Below are 19043 nucleotides of genomic sequence, written 5' to 3' on the forward strand. Positions count from 1 at the left end.
ATGGCCTGGAGCGGGCGCCTTTTTCTTTCATTCCTCATTTCTGCACTGCCATGGACATCGTCGTCAACGAAGAACTCAAGGCCTACATCGACCCGCTGACCCCCGATGAACTCGACGCGCTGGAGCGCAGCATCCTGGCCGAGGGCTGCCGCGATGCGCTCGTGCTCTGGAACGACCTGCTCATCGACGGCCACAACCGCTACGCCATCTGCCAAAAGCACGGCCTGCCCTTCAACACCATCCAGGCCACGCAGTTCAAGAACATGGACGACGTGCACCTGTGGATGATCGACCAGCACCTGGGCCGCCGCAGCGTGTCCGACTTCCAGCGCGGCGTGCTGGCGCTGCGCAAGCGCGAGATCATTGCGGCCCGCCGCTCGGCCGCTGCCGCCGCCGTGATGGCGGCCAAGGCCGAGGCGCCGGCCCAGCCCGAAGGCGAAGCGCCCTGGGAAGGCGAGACCGACCCCGTGGTCGCCGCCGCCCTGGCCAGCGTGGCCAAGGTGCCCGATGAGGCCCTGGACACGCGCGAGGCCCTGGCCCGCGTGGCCCGCCTGTCCAGCAGCCAGGTCAAGCTGATCGAGACCATCCAGCAAAAGGCCGCGCCCGAAGTGGTGGCCGCCGTGCGCTCGGGCGACATCTCGCTGAGCACCGCCGCCGTGGTCGCCAGCCTGCCCGTGGATGAGCAGCAGGCCGTGGCCGCCGCCGGCGCCGACGAACTCAAGCAGGCCGCCAAGCGCGTGCGCGATGCCAAGAAAAAGCCCAAGGCCGCCAAGCCCGAATCCGACGCTGCCGACGGCGAAGGTGCGGCCGTGACCGCCTCGCCCGAGGAACTGCAGCAGCGCGTGAACGAACTTGAAGCCGAGAACGAGCGCCTGCGCCAGCAGATCAAGGCCTTGCAGGAACTGCTGGCCGAACAGGGCTGATCCCCGGGCCGCGACCTCCCCAGGCATGACGCGCTACCAGGAACTGGCCGACGATATCGAGGCCTCCATCGCCGCAGGCGTGCTGCGCGCGGGCGACAAGCTGCCCTCCGTGCGTCACACCAGCGAGCGGCGTGGCGTCAGCGCCTCCACGGTGTTCCAGGCCTACTACCTGCTGGAGGCACGTGGCCTGGTGCGCGCGCGCGAGCGCTCGGGCTACTTCGTCGCGGCGCGGCCGCACAGCGCCCCACCCGAGCCCACGCAGCTGTCGGCCCCCCCGGGCGAGCGCTTTGCCGTGGTCGATGTGAGCGAGCGGGTGTTCGAGGTTCTGGAATCGTCCATGGACCGCGATGTCGTGCCGCTGGGCTCGGCCTTTCCCTCGCCACGCCTGTTCCCGCTGCAGCGCCTGGGCCAGGCCCTGGCCCGCGCCGCGCGCCAGGCCGATCCGCGCAGCGCCCTTGATGACCTCACGCCCGGCAGCATGGCATTGCGACGCCAGATCGCGCGGCGCTACCTGGCCGACGGTCTGGCACTGTCACCGTCCGACCTGGTCATCACCAATGGCGCGCTGGAGGCACTGAACCTGTGTCTGGCCGCCGTCACGCGGCCCGGTGGCGCCGTGGTCATCGAATCGCCCTGCTTCTACGGCGCGCTGCAGGCTCTGGAGCGCATGGGGCTGTCCGCCATCGAGGTGCCCACGCATCCCGGCGAAGGCATGGACCTGGCCGCGCTGGAGACCGCCGTGCAGCGTCACCGGCCCCAGGCCATCTGGTTGATGACCAGCTTCCAGAATCCGCTGGGCAGCCTGATGCCCGAGGCTCGCAAGAAGGCCCTGGTGGAACTGGCCACGCGCCACCAGCTGCCGCTGATCGAGGACGATGTCTACGGCGAGCTGTACTTTGGCGAACACCGCCCGCCACCGGCCAAGGCCTTCGACACCGAGGGCTGGGTGCTGCACTGCGCCTCGTTCTCCAAGTGCCTGGCGCCCGGCTGGCGCGTGGGCTGGACCGCTCCGGGCCGCTTCACGCGCGCCGTGGCGCGGCAAAAGCTCACCACCACGCTGGCCACCAATGCCCCCAGCCAGCAGGCGCTGGCCGACTACCTGGAAAGCGGTGGCGTGGACCGTCACCTGCGCCGCCTGCGCCAGAGCCTGGCCCTGCAGCGGGACCACATGGCATCGGCCATTGCCCGCCACTTTCCGCAAGGCACGCGGGCCACGCGGCCCGAGGGCGGCTACTTCATGTGGATAGAGCTGCCGCCGTACTGCGATGCGCTGGCCCTGCACCGCGCAGCGCTGGCGCGCGGCATCAGCGTGGCGCCGGGGCCGATCTTCTCGGCCTCGCAGGCCTTCGGCCATTGCCTGCGGCTGAACTACGGCCATGACTGGAGCGACGAGACCGGGCAGGCCCTGGCCACGCTGGGCGAGCTGGCCCGCACAATGCAGTCCCTTCCCGCAGCAAAAGCAGCAGGGTAAGCGCCCGCTGCGCTGGCGGCACCTGCTGCGCTGTAGCGCCCGGGCAACGCGACCCCGCGCAGTTGCTGCCAGCCTGGTGCCGGCTGGATGATTCTCATTTAGACTCGCGCACCGAACCGGCATTGCCGCCATGCATGCTGACCGGTCCTTGTCTCCTGCTTCCGCCTCGCCCGCCGCCACGCGTCCTGCAGCCTGCCAGCCGACCCTTCAGCGCTGCACCATTCCCAGAGGCACAAAGGAAGTTTTCCATGGTTTCCAGCAATCACTGCGCCACGCTCACACGCTGCGCGGCCGCTGTCGCCGCCGCCCTGCTGTCGCTGCAGGCGTCGGCACAGGCACCATCGCCCACCACCACCGCACCCGAGGCCGGCCTGTCCACCATCACCGTCACGGGCAACTGGCTGGACAACCCCAGCGAGGAAAAAGTGCTGGACCATGCCGGCGCGCGCACCATCGTCGAGCGGGCGCGCATCGAGGAAACCGGCTCCTCCAGCCTGCGCGACGTGCTGCGCCTGGTGCCCGGCGTGCAGGTGCAGGACAGCAACGGCACGGGCGGCAGCGATGTGTCCCTGAACATCGGCGTGCGCGGCCTGACGGCACGCCTGTCGCCGCGCTCCTATGTGCTGATGGACGGCGTGCCCGTCTCCTACGCGCCCTACGGCCAGCCCCAGCTGTCGCTGGCGCCCGTCTCGCTGGGCAACCTGGAGTCGGTGGACGTGATCCGCGGCGCGGGCTCGGTGCGCTATGGCCCCCAGAACGTGGGCGGCATCATCAACTTCGTCACGCGCGCCATTCCCAAGACCTTCGCGGCCGAGGCCTCGGTAGGCACCGAGATCTACAGCCACGGCGGCAATGCCAAGACCACGCCCAGCCTGTTCGTGGGCGGCACCAACGAATCCGGCCTGGGCCTGGCCCTGCTGTACTCGGGCACGCATGGCGACGGATGGCGTGCAGGCAATGACAAGACCGATATCGACGACATCCTGCTCAAGGGCGCCTACCGCATCTCGGCCCAGGACGACATCGCCGTCTCGCTGCACCACTTCGAGGGCTCGGGCCGCATGCCCGGCGGCCTGACCACGGCGCAGTACGCGGCCGACCCGTTCCAGTCCACGCGCTCCTACGACAGCTTCGACGGCCGCCGCACCGATGCCTCGTTCAAGTACAACCACAAGGACGGGCGCAACAACTTCGAGGTGCTGGGCTACTACGTGGACTCGTTCCGCGGCAGCCACATCGAGCAGGACAACGCCAACCAGCGCCGCCTGACGGCCGCGCCGCGCAGCTACCACTACTTCGGCATCGAGCCGCGCTACTCGCGCCTGTTCGAGACCGGCTCCGTGGTGCAGGAAGTCAGCGTGGGCTACCGCTACCTCAAGGAAAGCAGTTCCGAGGTCGCGCTGCGCACCGCCTACTACAACCCCGCCACCATGGCCAACGCCATGGCCCTGCCGATCACGCCCTACCAGACCAGCCAGGGCGGCACCACGGCCCATGCCTTCTACATCGATGACCGCATCGACATCGGCAACTGGACCATCACCCCCGGCGTGCGCTACGAACGCATCAACTCGTTCAACAACGTCAGCAACCTGGGCGCCGACGGCAGCACCGTCACCAGCCAGCTGTTCCCCAAGGCCGAGGCACGCGAGCTCCTGCCCACGCTGTCCGTGCTCTACCGCATGAATGCGCAGTGGTCGCTGTTCGCCAACGCGGGCAAGTCCTTCGGACCGCAGCAGTATGCGCAGCTGGCCCAGACCGAGCGCGGCCTGCATCCCGAATCGGCCAAGACCTATGAGGTGGGCACGCACTACAACAGCCCGGCGCTGAACGCCGAGCTGACGCTGTTCAACATCGACTTCGACAAGGAACTGCTGCTGACCCGCGTGGGCGTGGACGGCATCTGGACCGACCTGGGCGCCACGCGCCACCGCGGCATCGAGTCCTCGCTGCGCTACGACCTGGGCCAGTGGAATGCCGCGCTCAAGGGGCTGACGGCGGGTGTGTCCTATACCTATACCGAGGCCGTCTCGCGCGCCGGCGATTTCGCGGGGCGCGACCTGCCGCTGTACTCGCGCCACACGGGCCAGCTGTGGGCGCGCTATGCGCTGGGGCAGTGGACGCTGAATGCGGACCTGGCCGCGCAATCGAAGCAGCGCTCTCCGGGGTCGGGCACGCAGTATGTGACGCAGGAAGATGCTGCGGGGCGGCTGGGTGATATTCCCGGGTTTGCGACCGTGGGCCTGCGTGCGGGCTATGACTTTGGCAAGTCGCTGAGCAATCTGCGGGTGGCCGTGGGGGTCAAGAATCTGTTTGATCGCAGGTACTACACGCGGTCTACGGACAACAACGGGGGCAAGTATGTGGGGATGCCTCGGACGTTGTATGTGCAGGGGACGTTGCCGTTCTGAGGCTGCTATTGCAGGGGCCTGAACTTTTTGGTCCCTGCCGGGGGGTTGTTTTTCGAGGCCGGGTCTCGGCCCGGCAGCCGACTGCCCTTTCTTGATTCGCCAAGAAAGGTCAGATCAAAGAAGGCGACCCGAATGTCCGCGACCCTCCGCTTCGCTGCGGGCAACCTGCGCTGACATACGGGGAGTGGGGAGTGGGCATGGAGCGGGCCTTCGCTTCGCTCGGCCCGTTTTGTTCTTTTTAGCCCTCTGCTGTGAATCCCACGCGCTTGACGATGGGTCCCCATTTGGCGAGTTCGGACTGCAGCAGCGCGGCCAGTTCGGCGGGGGTGGAGGATTGGGCGTCCAGGCCGAAGGTGGCCAGGCTGTCCACCACGTCGGGCGTGGCCAGGGCCTTGCGCATGTGGCCGTTCAGGCGCTGCACGGTCTCGGCGGGGGTCTTGGCGGGCACGAAGAAGGCGAACCATTCGCTGTGCGCCATGTCCTTGTAGCCCTGCTCCACCAGCGTGGGCACCTGGGGTGCGAAGCGGCTGCGCTTGGCGCCGCTGACGCCCAGGATGCGCATCTTGCCGCCGGCCAGGTGCTGCAGCATGTCGCCCACGGGGCCGCAGACGGCGGAGACGTTGCCGCCCAGCATGTCCAGCAGCGCCGGCTGGGTGCCGCGGTAGCCGGCGTGCTTGAAGTCCACGCCGGCATGCTGGCCCAGCAGGGCGCCGATGAAGTGCGGCGTGGAGCCGGGCGCAGGCGAGCCGAAGTTGGCGCCTGCGGGGTTGGCCTTGGCCCAGGCGAAGAATTCGGGCACGGTGGTCACGCTGGCGGGCACGGCGGGGCCGACGGCAAAGCCGAAGTCGAAGATGCAGCCCACGGTGACTGGCGCCAGGTCGGCCACCGGGTCATAGGGCAGCTTCTTGTAGATGTGCGGGTAGATGGACAGCATGGACGTGGGCGTCTGCAGCAGGGTGGCACCGTCTGCGGGCCGGCCCTTGACGTAGCTGATGGCGATCTGCCCGCCCGCGCCGGTGCGGTTCTCCACCACGGCGGTCTTGGCATAGCCCGACAGCTTGGTGCCCACGCGGCGGCAGATGGCGTCAGAGGTGCCTCCGGCCGCGAAGCCGGTGATGATGTTCAGGGTCTCGATGGGGCCCTGGGCCTGCGCCCAGGCCTGCTGGCCCAGGCTGGCCAGCAGCGCACCCGCTCCAGCGGTGCCCAGCCATTGGCGGCGGTCGATGTTCATGCGTATGTCTCCGGTTGAAATTGAATCTCTGAAAAAAACAGTGGGGGAACAGCGGGGGAAATGCGTGCCAGCCCGGCGGCTTCAACTGTCGTCGCGCAGCCAGACCACCTGGCCCGAATGCGTGACCGCTCCCTGGTGGGCCGGGCGCACGGTGAGCGCGTATTTTTCCAGCACGCCGCCCAGCGGCGGCATCTGGCGGCGCGCGGCGGCTGATTGTTCCAGACGTGCGGCCAGTTCGGCCTCGCCGATTTCCACCGTGATGCTGCGCGCATCGGCGCGGGCGTCGATGGCAATGAGGTCGCCGTCGCGCAGCGCGGCAATGGGGCCGTTGTCGGCGGCCTCGGGGCCTGCATAGCCGATGCACAGGCCGCGCGTGGCGCCGGAGAAGCGCCCATCGGTCAGCAGGGCCACCTTGTCGCCCATGCCCTGGCCATAGAGCAGCGCCGTGATGCCCAGCATCTCGCGCATGCCGGGGCTGCCGCGCGGGCCTTCGTTGCGGATGACGATGACATCGCCGGCCGCGTACTGCATGGCCTGCACGGCGGCCTGGGCCTGTTCCTCGGACTCGAAGACGCGCGCGGGGCCCCGGTGCACCAGGGTCTTGAGGCCGGCCGTCTTCAGCAACGCGCCATCTGGGCAGAGGTTGCCCTTGAGCACGGTCAGGCCACCGTCGCGCGTGATGGGATTGCCGGGCGTGCGCACCACCTCGCCATCGGGCGGCGCGGCATCGGCCAGTTCTTCGGCCAGGGTGCGGCCCGTGAAGGTGAGCGCATCGCCGTGGACAAAGCCCTGCTCCATCAGCGTGCGCAGGATCACGCCGGCACCGCCGATGTAGTACACGTCGCGCGCCAGGAAGCGCCCGCCGGGGCGCAGGTCGGCGATCAGCGGCGTGCGCGCGAAGATCTCGGCCACGTCGTCCAGGTGGAAGCGGATGCCGGCCTCGTGCGCGATGGCCGGCAGGTGCAGGGCGGCATTGGTCGATCCGCCCGTGGCGCTGACCACGGCGCAGGCATTCTCCAGCGCCCGGCGCGTGATGATGTCGCGCGGCAGCGGGCCGCCGCCTTCGGCGCTGGCCCACACGGCCTGCATGAGCTGGCGCGCGGCGCGGCGCATCAGCGGTGCGCGCTCGCTGAACACGGCGGGCACCATGCTGGAGCCGATGGGCGCCAGGCCCAGCGCCTCGCTCACCATGCCCATGGTGTTGGCCGTGAACTGGCCAGCGCAGGCGCCGGCCGTGGGCAGGCAGGCGCGGCTCATGGCCTCCAGGTCCTGCGCCGTGGCGGTGCCGGCCAGCACCTGGCCGATGGTCTCGTAGGTATCGACCACGTTCAGGTCGCGCCCGTGCACGCCGGGCGCCTGTCCCGGCAGGGCCGAGCCGCCATGCACGAAGACGCTGGGCACATTGCAGCGCACCATGCCCATCATCAGCCCCGGCAGGTTCTTGTCGCAGGCGCCGATGGCGAAGATGCCATCCCACTGGTGGCCGCGCACCGAGGCCTCCACGCTGTCGGCGATCAGCTCGCGCGAGACCAGCGAGAACCGCATGCCCGAATGCGCCATGGTCAGCCCGTCGCTGACCGACACCACCGGGCATTCATGCGGCGTACCGCCCCCGGCATAGATGCCGGTCTTGGCATGCTGGGCCTGGTCGCGCAGGTTGAGGTTGCAGGGGCTCATCTCCCCGCCCGTGTGGAACACGCCGATGTGCGGGCGCTCTATGTCTTCGTCGTCCTGGCCCAGGGCATGCAGGAAGCTGCGCGTGGTGGCACGGATGGTGCCGGAGCGGATCAGGGCGGAGCGAAAGGGCGTGGGCGTGGCCGCTGCCGGGCTGCTGCCGGTGGTGCTGGTTGTGGTGGTTGTGGTGGTTGTGGTGGTGGAGGCGGCCAGCGATGCGGAGGCGCTGGACTCGGAAAAGACGTTATCGGGGGAGGCAGGTTTCTTGTTCATACGCGGGACGGAAAACAGCCGCCCACCATAGCGGGGTCTGCGGATTTCCCTATGAGCATTTACACCAGATCGTGTCGCCCGGGAGTCGCCCGCATACCACCCTTGTGTCGCCCCGGCTTAGAGGATGGCCTGAAGGCCTTTGTCGGCGATGACGTTGAGCAGCTTGAGCGCCGGTCCGGCGGGACGGGTTTCGCCCTGCTCCCATTTGCGCACCGTGGAAGCCGTGGTGTGCAAATGCAGCGCAAACACCGGTTGGCTGAACTTCAAAGTCTCGCGCAGCTGTTTGATGTCGGCCGCCTCGAACTCCCGCACCGGGGGAGGACAGATCGCGTCGAACTCGCGCATCGTCACCTTGTCGATGGCGCCCGCTTCGTACAGCGCAGCCAGATCGCCGCGCAGGGATTCAATGATCTTGCTCACAATGCACCTCCAACAAAACGCCTGACTGCAAGGCCGCCGACAAGGCCTGGGTGGACAGGTCCAGAAACAGCTTGCCTGCAAACCTCAAAGCCCTCTGTTCTTCCTGTGTGATGTTCGCCTTGTCGTTCTTGGTGAAACCATGCAGGAAGAAGTATCGGTTGCCGATTCGTGCCGACAACAGCGTTCGATAACCCCCACTCTTGCCCGCGCCTGGACGCGCCACCCGCTTCTTGTAGAGAAAGCCCCCAGGTCCGCGTCGATCAGCCCTCTTTCCATCTCCCTGACCGCCTTGCACAGCGCGGTATCGGGCAGTTTCTCGCTCGCCTGCCATCGGGAAAAGTCCTTGCGTTTGAGAACGCGCGCCATGCCAGCCTCCCAACTATACCCGTTACGGGTATGTATTTCACCTTCATACATATCACCACAGGGTAGAGCCTGCGAATTTGAAGTGCTGCCTCGTGCCTGCCTCATTCAAGCCCCTGTCGTTTCTCCTTGGCCTGACTGCCAGCCCGCTTGTCCGCCTTGTCGGGAAGACACGATAAAAAAAGGCCCCGGAACAAACTTCCGGGGCCTCAAAACCGATGCCAGCCCGCGCTGCAGCGGACCAGGCATCGTGCACAACAACTGCGCTGTACTCGTGAATCAATCCAACAAACCGGCCCTTCAGCGCGGCACCAGGAACGTGCTGTGCGCCTGCTTGGTAAGCGCCGGATCACCCACCGCCGTGGCCGTGATCTCCACGCCGTGCGAGCCAGGGCCGGCCGCGCCATAGGGCGCCTGCAGCCGCACCACGACCCAGCGGTCCTGGGCCGCGCCCACGTCCACCTCGGTCTCCGAAGCCACGCGCAGGCCTTCGATGCCCGAGGCCGACAGCACATAGCGCTGGTCCTGCTCCGTGGCATTGCCGATCTGCACGCGGTAGATGTTCTCGATCTGGCCGCCGGCCACGATGCGCGACAGCGTGCCCCGGTCGCGCACCACGTCCACCTTCAGCGGCGTGCGCAGCGCCAGGCTGGCCACCATGGCCGTGGAGATGGCCACCAGCGCCGTGCCGTAGATGAGCACGCGCGGGCGGAAGATGCGGCGCACCAGCTCGCTCTGGCGCCAGCCCCAGGCCACGCCGTTCTGCGTGGACAGGCGGATCAGCCCGCGCGGGTAGTGCATGCGGTCCATGACGCTGTTGCAGGCGTCGATGCACAGGCCGCAGCCGATGCACTCGTACTGCAGGCCGTCGCGTATGTCGATGCCCACGGGGCAGACCTGCACGCACAGCGTGCAGTCGATGCAGTCGCCCAGGCCCTGGGCCCGGTAGTCCACGCCCTTGTGGCGCGGGCCGCGCGATTCGCCGCGTGCAGTGTCGTAGGTGACGACCAGGGTGTCCTTGTCGAACATGGCGCTCTGGAAGCGCGCATAGGGGCACATGTGCTTGCAGACCTGCTCGCGCAGGAAGCCCGCGTTGCCGTAGGTGGCCAGCGCATAGAACAGCACCCAGAAGATCTGCCATGCGCCGGTCAGCGCCAGCACCTCGGGCAGCAGGCTGCGGATGGGCACGAAGTAGCCCACGAAGGTCAGCCCCGTCCACAGCGCAATCAGCAGCCACAGCGCATGCTTGCCACCGCGCCGCGCGATCTTCTCCGGACCCCAGCCGCTGGCATCCAGGCGCAGGCGTGCGCTGCGGTCGCCTTCGAGCCGGCGCTCCACCCACATGAACAGCTCGGTGTAGACCGTCTGCGGGCAGGAAAATCCGCACCACAGCCTCCCCGCCACCGTGGTGAACAGGAACAGCGCCAGCGCCGAGACGATGAGCAGCACGGCCAGGTAGATGAAATCCTGCGGATACAGCAGCCAGCCGAAGATGTAGAAGCGCCGCTGCTCCAGGTCGAACAGCAGGGCCTGCCGGCCGTGGATCTGCAGCCAGGGTATGCCGTAGAAGAACAGCTGCGTGAGCCAGACCATGGCCCAGCGCCAGTTGGCGAAGCGCCCCGAGATGGAGCGCGGCTGGATCTTGCGGCGTGACTCGAACAGCGGGGAATCCGCGCTGGCGTCGGCGATGGGAATCACCTTGCGCGGCGCGGGCCGCGGCCGGGGGGCTGCGGCGGTTTCATCGGGAAGCGGTTTCGGTCGTTCTGACATGCGGGGCCTTCGCCCCGGCCGGTGCGCCCGTGATGCGGGCTTGTCATGAATTGCCGGGGACTGCCTGGACTATGCCCAGCGCCCTGCTCCGCGGGTAGCAGCAGATGCGGTGAATTCGACCGTATCAGATGGAGCTTCAGGCCTGGGGAGCACGAAGACGCGGCACCGCCAGCCGCAACCCCCACGCCACCAGGCACAGCCCCAGCAGCGACGTCAGCGTGCCGATGCGCACATCGGCCTGGAGCACGCCCCAGCGGCTGAAGATCTCCGTCCAGTCATGGTCGCCGCCGCCCACCAGCGGCAGGACCTGGGCGCGCGCGTCCTTCATGTAGCGGGCCACGTTCATCAGGTTCTCGCCCAGCCACATCAGCGAGGCGATCCAGCCCGTGCGCTGGCCCTGCCTGCGGAAATGGCGCATGAACAGGGCGGGGAACAGCAACTGGAACAGCGTGCCGCCGTAGACCGAGAGATGCTGCGAGAACAGGGCCACCAGCGGGTGCCCGGCCTCGTGCAGCGCGAGGTTGGCGTTGTCCAGCAGCATCAGCCAGCGGTCCTCGCTGAAGAAGTGGCCCCAGATGATCCAGGCGCCGAAAGCCGTCAGCGCGATGGCGGCAGGGCGTGTGACCGGCGTCCATTCGACCGGGTCGTCGAAATCGTCGAGGTCGGCGCCGCGCTTCATGGCGCCAGCAACGCCGTTGCGTTCAGAGGGCATGCCAGCGGCTTGGCGGGGTACATGCGAGGTCGGCAAAAAGGGGCAGGCGCAGGATGCATGGCGGCAGTGTTCCGGAGAGTGGGAGGAAGATAGCAGGTTGCACCGGCACCGGGCTGCCGCGTTGCAATCCATCCCGGACAGGTTCTGGCAAAGTCGGGCATCCGCATCTTCAAGCCAAGGAACATCCACACCATGAACCTGCGCCCCTTATTGCATGAGCTTGTCCGCCAGCATGGCCTGGACCGCAAGGCCGCCGTGCAGCTGTTTGCACTGGCGGGATTCGAGCAGGAGCCGGCCGCCCTCAGAACCCGCCTGTGGCCCGTGGTGGCCTTGCTGGGCGCGGCGCTGGGCGGGCTGGGCATCGTGCTGTGGATTGCCGCCAATTGGGAGAGCATGGGCCGCATGCAGCGCTTTGCCCTGCTGCAGGGCTTCGTGCTCGTGATGTGTCTTGGCGCGGCATGGCGCGCGGCAGCGCGCGTGCCGCTGTCCGTGCTGGCGTTGCTGGGCACGGGTGCGCTGTTCGCCTTTTTCGGGCAGACCTACCAGACGGGAGCGGACCCCTGGCAGCTGTTTGCGCTGTGGGCAGCGCTGACCCTGCCGCTGGCCCTGGCGGCGCGCAGCGATGGCGTCTGGGTGCCCTGGGTGGTGGTTGCCATGACGGGCATCGCGCTGTGGGCGCAGGCCCATACGCCGCAGTTCTGGGAGGTGGAGTCGCGCGACCTGGGCGTGCATGCCGTGGCCCTGGGCGCCGCCCTTGCCGTCACCGCGGTCATGGCACCGGCCCTGCGGCGCTTCACGGGCGCGGGGCTGTGGGCCTTGCGCGGCGCGGGCGCGCTGGCGCTGGCGATGATCACCTCCACCGCCATCAGCGGGCTGTTCCACAGCACGGTGGCGCCGCAGTACCCGCTGGGGCTGGTGCTGCTGGCAGGCGCGGCGGCGCTGGCGGGCCTGCGCAGGCATTTCGACATCTTCCTGCTCAGCGGTGCGGCGCTGGGCCTGAACGTGCTGCTGGTGTGCGGCCTGGTCTACCTGCTGCTGGAAAAACTGGGGGCGGACTTCACGGGCATGCTGCTGCTCGTCGGCCTGGGCGCTGCGTGCCTGCTGGCGGCCACGGTCAGCCTGGTGCTTCGAATGTCACGCAACGCGGAAGGAGGCCTTCAATGAGCCACGAACACGACACCCTGCTGCGCCAGGCCGTGGACCAGGGCATCCTGCCGCCTGCCGCCTTGCAGGACCGCCGCCCTGCCGCCAACGACCGCCATTGGGCGGTGGTGCTGCTCACGGCGCTGGGCGCCTGGCTGGCCCTTCTTCCCTTGCTGATTCTGTTTGCGTTTGCCCTGTCCGACTGGATAGAGCGCGGCGCCGGCACCTATGTGATCGGCGCCATGATGCTGGCCGCAGCCGTGGCCGTGCTGCGCGCCGAGGAGCTGCCCGTCTTCCTGGAGCAGCTGGCCCTGCCTGCCATGCTGACCGGCGCCGGCCTGCTGGGCTTTGGCCTGGCGCGCGACCTGTCGGGGCAGGCTGCGGCCGCGATAGGCCTGGCCATTGCGCTGGCCTGCACGGCCGCCATTGCAAGGCCCTGGCTGCGCGTGCTGCTGGGCGCCGCCTGCGCGCTGCTGTTTTGCACCATGCTCTGGCCGGACAACGATCCATCCACCCTGTACGCAGGCCTGCCGACCTGGGTCATCGTGCATGCGGCGCTGCTGCTCTGGATGCTGCTGCTGGCAGCCCAGTGGCGCGCGCTGGGGCAGTCTGCGGCACAGACCCGCATGGCGGCGGCGCTGGAGCCCTTTGCCACGGGCTGGCTGCTGGCGGTGCTGGCTGGCCTGGCCTTTCTGTCCGGCAGGAGCTTCATGGTGGCCGGCGTGCTGGGCGGCGGCCTGGCGGGCGAGCTGGCGCAGGAAGCCGCCCCGAACATCTCCATGGGCGTACTGACGCAGGCCGGCTCGGCCGTGCTGGCCCTGGCAGCCGCCTGGTTCGCCCAGCGCGCATGGCCCACGCTGCGGCAGCCGCGCGCCGCCGTGGCTGCCGTGGTGCTGGCCGTGCTGAGTGCCTTCCTGCCCTGGCTGGGCGCCTGCCTGCTGGCGCTGGCGGTGACCGGCACCAGCGGCCGCTGGCGGCAGGCCGCAGCGGCCGCCCTGGCTGCGGCCTGGATCGTGGGCAGCTTCTACTACCAGCTGGCCTGGCCACTGGCCACCAAGGCCCTGGTGCTGGCCGGCTGCGGCGCCTTGCTGGGCCTGCTGGCCTGGGCAGGGCCGCGCGCCGCAGCCCTGCCAGGCAGCGCGGAGACCGCCGCCGCATCGGGCGCGGCGCCCCTGCAGCGCTGGGCGCCGTGGCTGGTGGTGCTGACGGCGGCCTGCACGCTGGCGGTGGCCAATATCGGCATTGCGCAGAAGGAGCGCACCATCGCCCAGGGCCGCAAGGTGTTCGTGGAATTGGCGCCGGTGGACCCGCGCTCCCTGATGCAGGGCGACTACATGCGCCTGAACTTCCGCCTGCCTTCCGAGGACAGGGACGTGGAGAAAGAAAACCTGCGCAGCGGACGCCTCTACGCCATCGGCAAGCTCGATGAGCAGGGCGTGGTGCAGTGGCTGCGCACCGGCACGGCCAGCGAGCCGCTGGCGCCCGGCGAGCAGCGCTTTGAACTCACCCCGCGCGGCGGCCGGTGGACGCTGGTGACCGATGCCTGGTACTTCCGCGAAGGCGATGGCCAGCGCTGGGAGCAGGCCCGCTACGGCGAGTTCCGCGTGGAGCCCGACGGGCGTGCGCTGCTGGTGGGCATGGCCGATGCACAACTGCGCCCCATCGTGCCCTGAGCGCACCAGGCAAATCACTCGAAACTGTCACCCTCGGCCAGCGGCGCATGCCGGTAGCTGGCCGGCGTGCGGCTGAGCTTGACGGGCGCGCCCAGGCCCCGGTAGCCGCCCTCCATCTCCACCACCATCTCGCGGTGCAGGGTATGCGGGTGGTTGAGCGCCGCGTCCACGCCCAGTACGGGTGCGGCGGGCACGCCGATGGCCATCAGCGCATCGGCCAGCGCGGGGCCGTCGCAGGACTGCAGGGCCTGCTCCAGCAGCGGCTTGAGCGCATCACGGTGGTGCGAGCGCTGGCCGGCCGTGGCAAAGCGCTCGTCGGCCACCAGTTGCGGGCATCCCAGATGCTCGCACAGCAGGCGGAACTGGCGGTCGTTGCCCACTGCCAGGAAGACCGGCGTGGTGCCCGTGGCAAAGCTGTCGTAGGGATAGATGTTGGGATGGGCGTTGCCCGAGCGCCCTGGCGTCCTGCCGCTCATGAACCAGTTGCCCGCATGCGGGTGCAGCAGCGAGATGCCGCTGTCGTACAGCGAGACATCGACCAGCTGGCCCAGGCCGCTGCGCTGGCGCTCCTGCAGCGCCAGCAGCACGCCGATGACGCCGTTCATGCCCGTGACCATGTCCACCACGGGCAGGCCCACGCGCAGCGGATCGCCGCCGGCCTCGCCGTTGACGCTCATCAGCCCCGTCATGGCCTGGATGGCCGCGTCATAGCCGGGCCAGGCACCCAGCGGACCATCGGCGCCGAAGCCGCTGACGCGGCACCAGATGAGGCGCGGAAAGCGCTCGCGCAGCTGCTCCCAGCCAATGCCCCATTTCTCCATGGTGCCGATCTTGAAGTTCTCCACCACCACGTCGGCCTGCTCCATCAGCGCCACCACGGCCTGCTGGCCTTCGGGCAGGGACAGGTCCAGGAACTGCAGCCGCTTGTTGCGGTTCAGGCCCCGGTAGTAGGAGGACACTCCGTCCTGGAACGGCGGCCCCCAGGCGCGCGTATCGTCGCCCTGCGGCGGCTCCACCTTGAGCACGTCGGCGCCGTGGTCACCCAGGATCTGGCCGCACAGCGGGCCGCCAAGAATGCGGGAGAGGTCGAGGACACGGATGCCCTGGAGCGCTCCCGCGCGTCTATTTGTGTTCATGGGGATACTCTCGTCAGTCGAGCTTCGCGCCGGAGGCATCGACCACGGCCTTCCACTTGGTCACTTCCTGCGCGATGAAGGTCGACAGCCCTGCTGGCGACAGATCCGATGCCGGCTCCAGCCCCTGGTCGGCAAAGGTCTTGCGGATGCGCTCGCTGCCCAGGGCCTTGCGGAAGGCCGCGTTCAGCGTCTCGATGCGGTCGGCCGGCGTGCCGGCCGGTGCCACCACGCCGAAGAACACGCTCACGTCGTAGCCGGGCAGGCCCTGCTCGGCGATGGTGGGGATGTCGGGCATGGCCTGGGAGCGCTTTTCCGTGGCCACGCCAATGGCCTTGAACTTGCCGGCCTTGATGTAGGGCATGGCCGTGAGGATGTCGGTGAAGGTCATGTTCACCTGCCCCGCCAGCAGGTCGTTGAGCGCCGGGCCCGTGCCCTTGTACGGGATGTGCTGCAGCGAGGTGCCGGCCATCTTGTTGAACAGCACGCCGGCCAGGTGCGAGGAGGCGCCGTTGCCCGAGGACGCATAGTCCAGGCTGCCCGGCTTGGCCTTGTCCTGGGCAATCAGCTCCTGCACGGTGGTGGCCTTGGTCGCCGGATTGACCACCAGCACATTGGGCAGGTGGCCCACGCGGATGATGGGCGCGAAGCTGGTCTGCGGGTCGTAGTTGATCTTGCGGTACAGGTGCTTGTTGATGGCCAGCGGCCCCGAGGTGCCGAACATGATGGTGTAGCCGTCCGGCCTGGCGCGGGCCACGAAGTCGGCGCCGATGTTGCCGCCTGCGCCGGCCTTGTTCTCCACGATCACGCTCTGGCCCAGCGTCTCGGTCAGCGCCGTGGCCAGCACGCGTGCCATGGCGTCCGTGGGCCCGCCGGGCGGGAAGGGAACGACAAAGCTGATGGGCCGCTCGGGAAAGCGCTCGGCCAGGGCGGCGGCCGGCAGCGCGGCGGTGGCGGCGAGCGCACAGGCCCACAGGAATCGGCGTTTCTGGAAGGACGGCTTCGGGTCAGTGCAAGGCATGGTGTTTGTCTCCGGTACTTGTGCGGTCATCCCTGTGGACGGGATGTGTGTTCTGGGTCGGTGCGGTCGATGGGCTCAGCGTGTCCAGCCTTCGGGCAGGTCGCCTGCCGCCAGCGGGTCGCGCGGCAGCACGCGGTGCAGCAGCACCAGCTGGGCCCAGCGCATGCGTTCGGCACTGCGTGTGCAAGAGGCCTCCCAGGCCATGGCCGTGGCCGTGAAGCAGTGGTACAGGCCCGAGGCGGCGGCGCGCGCCAGGCGGTCACCGCCCTCCTCGGCCGCGCGCAGGGCCAGGGCCGCAGCCTTGTCCATGCTGGCCGACAGCGCGGCCTTGAATTCCGTGGCCGCCTCGGTCTGGGCCAGCAGCTGGGCCGCGTGGTCGCGCAGCACGGGCAGCGAGCCTTCGCGCTTGATGGCGCGGATCACGTCCAGCGCCACGATGTTGCTGGTGCCTTCCCAGATCGATCCCAGGTGGGAGTCGCGCACCAGGCGCGGGTCGCTCCACTCCTCGATGTAGCCGCATCCGCCGCGCACTTCCATGGCGTCGCCCGTGACCTTGCGCGCGTCGCGGCAGGCGCGGAACTTGATCATGGGCGTGAGGATGCGCAGCAGCGCGTAGGCGCCGTCTTCGCCTGCGTCCGAACGCTGCAGCGCCTGGGCCGTCTGCAGCACCATGGTGCGGGCCTGCTCGGAGTAGATGCGCAGCTTGTCGAGCTGGCGCTGCATCAGCGGCATGTCCTGCAGGGCCTTGCCGAAGGCGCGGCGCTCGCGCGCCACGTACTCGGCCTCGGCCACGGCACGGCGCATCAGCCCGGCCGAGCGCACGCCGTTGGACAGGCGCGAGTTGTTCACCATGTCGGCCATCTGCACGAAGCCCCGGCCCTGCTCGCCCACCAGGTAGGCGACGGCGCCGTCGAGCACGATCTCGCCGCTGGCCATGGAGCGCGTGCCCAGCTTGTGCTTGAGGCGCACGATGCGGTAGTGGTTGGCCGAGCCATCGTCCAGCCGGCGCGGCAGCAGGAACAGCGAGATGCCCTTCATGCCCGCTGGCGCGCCTTCCACGCGCGCCAGCACCATGGCGAAGTCGGCATCGGGGTTGGAGCAGAACCACTTGTCGCCGGACAGGCGCCAGCTGCCGTCGGCGGCCGGGCGTGCCAGCGTCTGGGTGTTGGAGATGTCCGAGCCGGCCGCCTGCTCGGTCATGAACATGGCGCCCTGGGCCTGGTCCTCGAAGCGCAGCTGCGTCATGCGCGGCCAGTACTTCTCGACCAGGGCCGGCTCGCCGTACTTGCGCAGCGTGCGCGCCAGCGAGTCCGTCATGGACAGCGGGCAGCACAGGCCGAACTCGGCCTGCACGAACAGATAGGTCAGCGCGTACTTGGCCAGCGGCGGCAGCTTGCCATCCCAGCCCAGCACGCCCGTGCGGTGCGACATGACGGCCAGGCCGAACTCGCCATAGGCAATGCGCTCCATCTCCACATAGGCCGGATGCTTGACGATGCGCTGCGCATCGCGCCCCGTGCGGTCGCGGTGCTCCAGCTCGGGCGGGTTGCGGTCGGCGGTCAGCGCCCATTCATCGATCTCGCGGCCGGCCAGCGCGCCCATGCGCTCCAGATAGGGCTGCAGATGATCGTTCACCTCGGGCGGCAGGTACAGCGCCAGCAGCGGCTGCAACTGCGAATCGGTGGTGTACAGGTTGCTGCCGTGGCGGTCGGGCACGGCCTGGAAAGCCTGGGCGGGGGAAGACTGCATGGCGGCCAGCGCCTGCGGTTCGGGGTTCATGGTCTGTCTCCTGTGCGGGAACCTGGCCCGGGCGCATGGGCTCCGGGTCTTGGGGATGCCCCCATTCTTGGAAACAGTCCTATTCGAGTCAAATATCGATAACGTATTGATCAATAGTCAAACCGGATAGAACACCATGGAGCTGAGACAACTGAGGTACTTTCTGGTGCTGGCCGAGGAGCTGCACTTCAGCCGCGCAGCCCAGCGCCTGTCCATCTCCCAGCCGCCGCTGAGCGTGGCCATCCGCCAGCTGGAGGAAGAGTTGGGCGCCCAGCTGTTCGAGCGCACCAGCAAGGAGGTGCGGCTCACGGCCGCCGGCAAGCACCTGCGCGTGCAGGCCCAGGACATCATGGAACAGGCCCAGCGCGTGCGCCAGGACATGCGCGCCATCGCCGACGGCGTGCAGGGCCGCATCCGGCTGGGCTTTGTGGGTTCGGCCATCTACCGCGGGCTGCCCGAGGCGCTGGAGAGCTTTCGCGCCCGGCACCCGCTGGTGCGCATCGACATGCTGGAGCTCAACAGCGCAGAGCAGATCGCCTCCCTGCAGCAGGAGCGGCTGGACCTGGGCCTGCTGCACGCCACGCGCCCCGCGCCAGGCCTGCAATCACACACCCTGGTGAGCGAGCCGTTCATGGCCTGCCTGCCGGACAGCCACGCGCTGGCCGGCCAGCGCAGGCTGCAGGTGCGCCAGCTGGCGGGCGAACGCATGGTGCTGTTCTCGCGCCAGGTCTCGCCCGACTACCACCAGCAGATATGGCAGATCTGCCAGAGCGAAGGCTTCACGCCCGACCTTCACCATGAGGTGAGGCACTGGCTGTCCGTGCTGTCCATGGTTTCGCTGCGTCAGGGCGTGTCCCTGGTGCCGGCCTGCCTGCAGCGCGTGGGCTTCCCGGGGCTGGCCTTCGTGCCCATCCAGGGCCGGCACCCGCAGTCGCAGATGCAGGCCATGTGGCACCCGGGCCATGTGCAGCCCCTGGTCGAATCGCTGCTGGCCCACCTGCGCGACAGCGTGGGCAGGCTGGGACAGCAGCCCTAAACGCCACACC

General features: G+C 68.7%; 14 protein-coding genes and 1 pseudogene. 6 read left to right on the forward strand and 9 right to left on the reverse strand.

Features of this window, described 5'->3' with window-relative positions; all coding sequences use genetic code 11:
• Window positions 1-50 precede the first annotated feature (50 nt).
• The 3 genes from ACF8O7_RS06680 to ACF8O7_RS06690 all read left to right on the forward strand — a co-directional run bounded on the left by ACF8O7_RS06680 (window position 51) and on the right by ACF8O7_RS06690 (window position 4805).
• Window positions 51-923, forward strand: a complete 873-nt coding sequence (locus tag ACF8O7_RS06680; protein WP_392442814.1) for a plasmid replication/partition related protein — start codon at window positions 51-53, stop codon at window positions 921-923.
• A gap of 25 nt (window positions 924-948) precedes the next feature.
• On the forward strand, window positions 949-2394 hold the full coding sequence (locus tag ACF8O7_RS06685; RefSeq protein ID WP_279492921.1) for a PLP-dependent aminotransferase family protein: 1446 nt from the start codon (window positions 949-951) through the stop codon (window positions 2392-2394).
• A gap of 248 nt (window positions 2395-2642) precedes the next feature.
• The gene (locus tag ACF8O7_RS06690; protein WP_392442815.1) at window positions 2643-4805 is read left to right on the forward strand and encodes a TonB-dependent receptor family protein; all 2163 of its coding nucleotides are present in this window, start codon (window positions 2643-2645) and stop codon (window positions 4803-4805) included.
• 238 nt (window positions 4806-5043) lie between these two features.
• Here the strand turns inward: ACF8O7_RS06690 and ACF8O7_RS06695 are convergent, their stop codons facing one another.
• The 6 genes and pseudogenes from ACF8O7_RS06695 to ACF8O7_RS06720 all read right to left on the reverse strand — a co-directional run bounded on the left by ACF8O7_RS06695 (window position 5044) and on the right by ACF8O7_RS06720 (window position 11248).
• Window positions 5044-6036 (reverse strand): Bug family tripartite tricarboxylate transporter substrate binding protein, encoded by a 993-nt coding sequence (locus ACF8O7_RS06695; protein WP_012204371.1) that lies wholly within the window; start codon window positions 6034-6036, stop codon window positions 5044-5046.
• Window positions 6037-6117: 81 nt separating this feature from the next.
• Window positions 6118-7983 carry a dihydroxy-acid dehydratase gene (ilvD, locus tag ACF8O7_RS06700; protein WP_392442817.1) on the reverse strand — a complete coding sequence of 622 codons (1866 nt, stop codon included), beginning with the start codon at window positions 7981-7983 and terminating at the stop codon, window positions 6118-6120.
• Between the two features lie 117 nt (window positions 7984-8100).
• Entirely contained in the window at window positions 8101-8403 is a 303-nt protein-coding gene (locus ACF8O7_RS06705) for a DNA-binding transcriptional regulator (RefSeq protein WP_016450218.1), read from the reverse strand.
• Window positions 8387-8769: pseudogene (locus ACF8O7_RS06710) on the reverse strand (type II toxin-antitoxin system RelE/ParE family toxin). Before ACF8O7_RS06710 ends, ACF8O7_RS06705 begins: the two are co-directional and overlap by 17 nt.
• A gap of 297 nt (window positions 8770-9066) precedes the next feature.
• Window positions 9067-10536, reverse strand: coding sequence for a cytochrome c oxidase accessory protein CcoG (gene ccoG / locus ACF8O7_RS06715; protein ID WP_392442819.1), 1470 nt, complete (start codon window positions 10534-10536; stop codon window positions 9067-9069).
• A gap of 136 nt (window positions 10537-10672) precedes the next feature.
• A complete protein-coding gene (locus ACF8O7_RS06720) occupies window positions 10673-11248 on the reverse strand; it encodes a hypothetical protein (RefSeq protein ID WP_046239453.1) in 576 nt (191 codons plus the stop codon).
• Window positions 11249-11440: 192 nt separating this feature from the next.
• Here ACF8O7_RS06720 and ACF8O7_RS06725 point away from each other — a divergent pair, with 192 nt between their 5' ends.
• The gene (locus tag ACF8O7_RS06725) at window positions 11441-12412 is read left to right on the forward strand and encodes a DUF2157 domain-containing protein (protein ID WP_016453918.1); all 972 of its coding nucleotides are present in this window, start codon (window positions 11441-11443) and stop codon (window positions 12410-12412) included.
• Window positions 12409-14064 (forward strand): GDYXXLXY domain-containing protein, encoded by a 1656-nt coding sequence (locus tag ACF8O7_RS06730; protein WP_392442822.1) that lies wholly within the window; start codon window positions 12409-12411, stop codon window positions 14062-14064. Before ACF8O7_RS06725 ends, ACF8O7_RS06730 begins: the two co-directional genes overlap by 4 nt.
• Before the next feature lie 14 nt (window positions 14065-14078).
• Here the strand turns inward: ACF8O7_RS06730 and ACF8O7_RS06735 are convergent, their stop codons facing one another.
• The 3 genes from ACF8O7_RS06735 to ACF8O7_RS06745 all read right to left on the reverse strand — a co-directional run bounded on the left by ACF8O7_RS06735 (window position 14079) and on the right by ACF8O7_RS06745 (window position 17997).
• A complete protein-coding gene (locus ACF8O7_RS06735) occupies window positions 14079-15200 on the reverse strand; it encodes a CaiB/BaiF CoA transferase family protein (RefSeq protein WP_392442824.1) in 1122 nt (373 codons plus the stop codon).
• A 13-nt stretch (window positions 15201-15213) separates the two neighbouring features.
• Window positions 15214-16218 carry a tripartite tricarboxylate transporter substrate binding protein gene (locus tag ACF8O7_RS06740; protein ID WP_198822213.1) on the reverse strand — a complete coding sequence of 335 codons (1005 nt, stop codon included), beginning with the start codon at window positions 16216-16218 and terminating at the stop codon, window positions 15214-15216.
• A 75-nt stretch (window positions 16219-16293) separates the two neighbouring features.
• Complete coding sequence (locus ACF8O7_RS06745; RefSeq protein WP_392442827.1) at window positions 16294-17997, reverse strand: acyl-CoA dehydrogenase family protein; 1704 nt, start codon at window positions 17995-17997, stop codon at window positions 16294-16296.
• A 136-nt stretch (window positions 17998-18133) separates the two neighbouring features.
• On the opposite strand from ACF8O7_RS06745, the gene ACF8O7_RS06750 reads away from it, so the two are divergent.
• Window positions 18134-19033 carry a LysR substrate-binding domain-containing protein gene (locus ACF8O7_RS06750; protein ID WP_392442828.1) on the forward strand — a complete coding sequence of 300 codons (900 nt, stop codon included), beginning with the start codon at window positions 18134-18136 and terminating at the stop codon, window positions 19031-19033.
• The last annotated feature ends 10 nt before the right edge of the window (window positions 19034-19043 follow it).

The organism is Delftia sp. WSY_16, assembly GCF_043104415.1.
Taxonomy (GTDB): domain Bacteria; phylum Pseudomonadota; class Gammaproteobacteria; order Burkholderiales; family Burkholderiaceae_C; genus Comamonas; species Comamonas tsuruhatensis.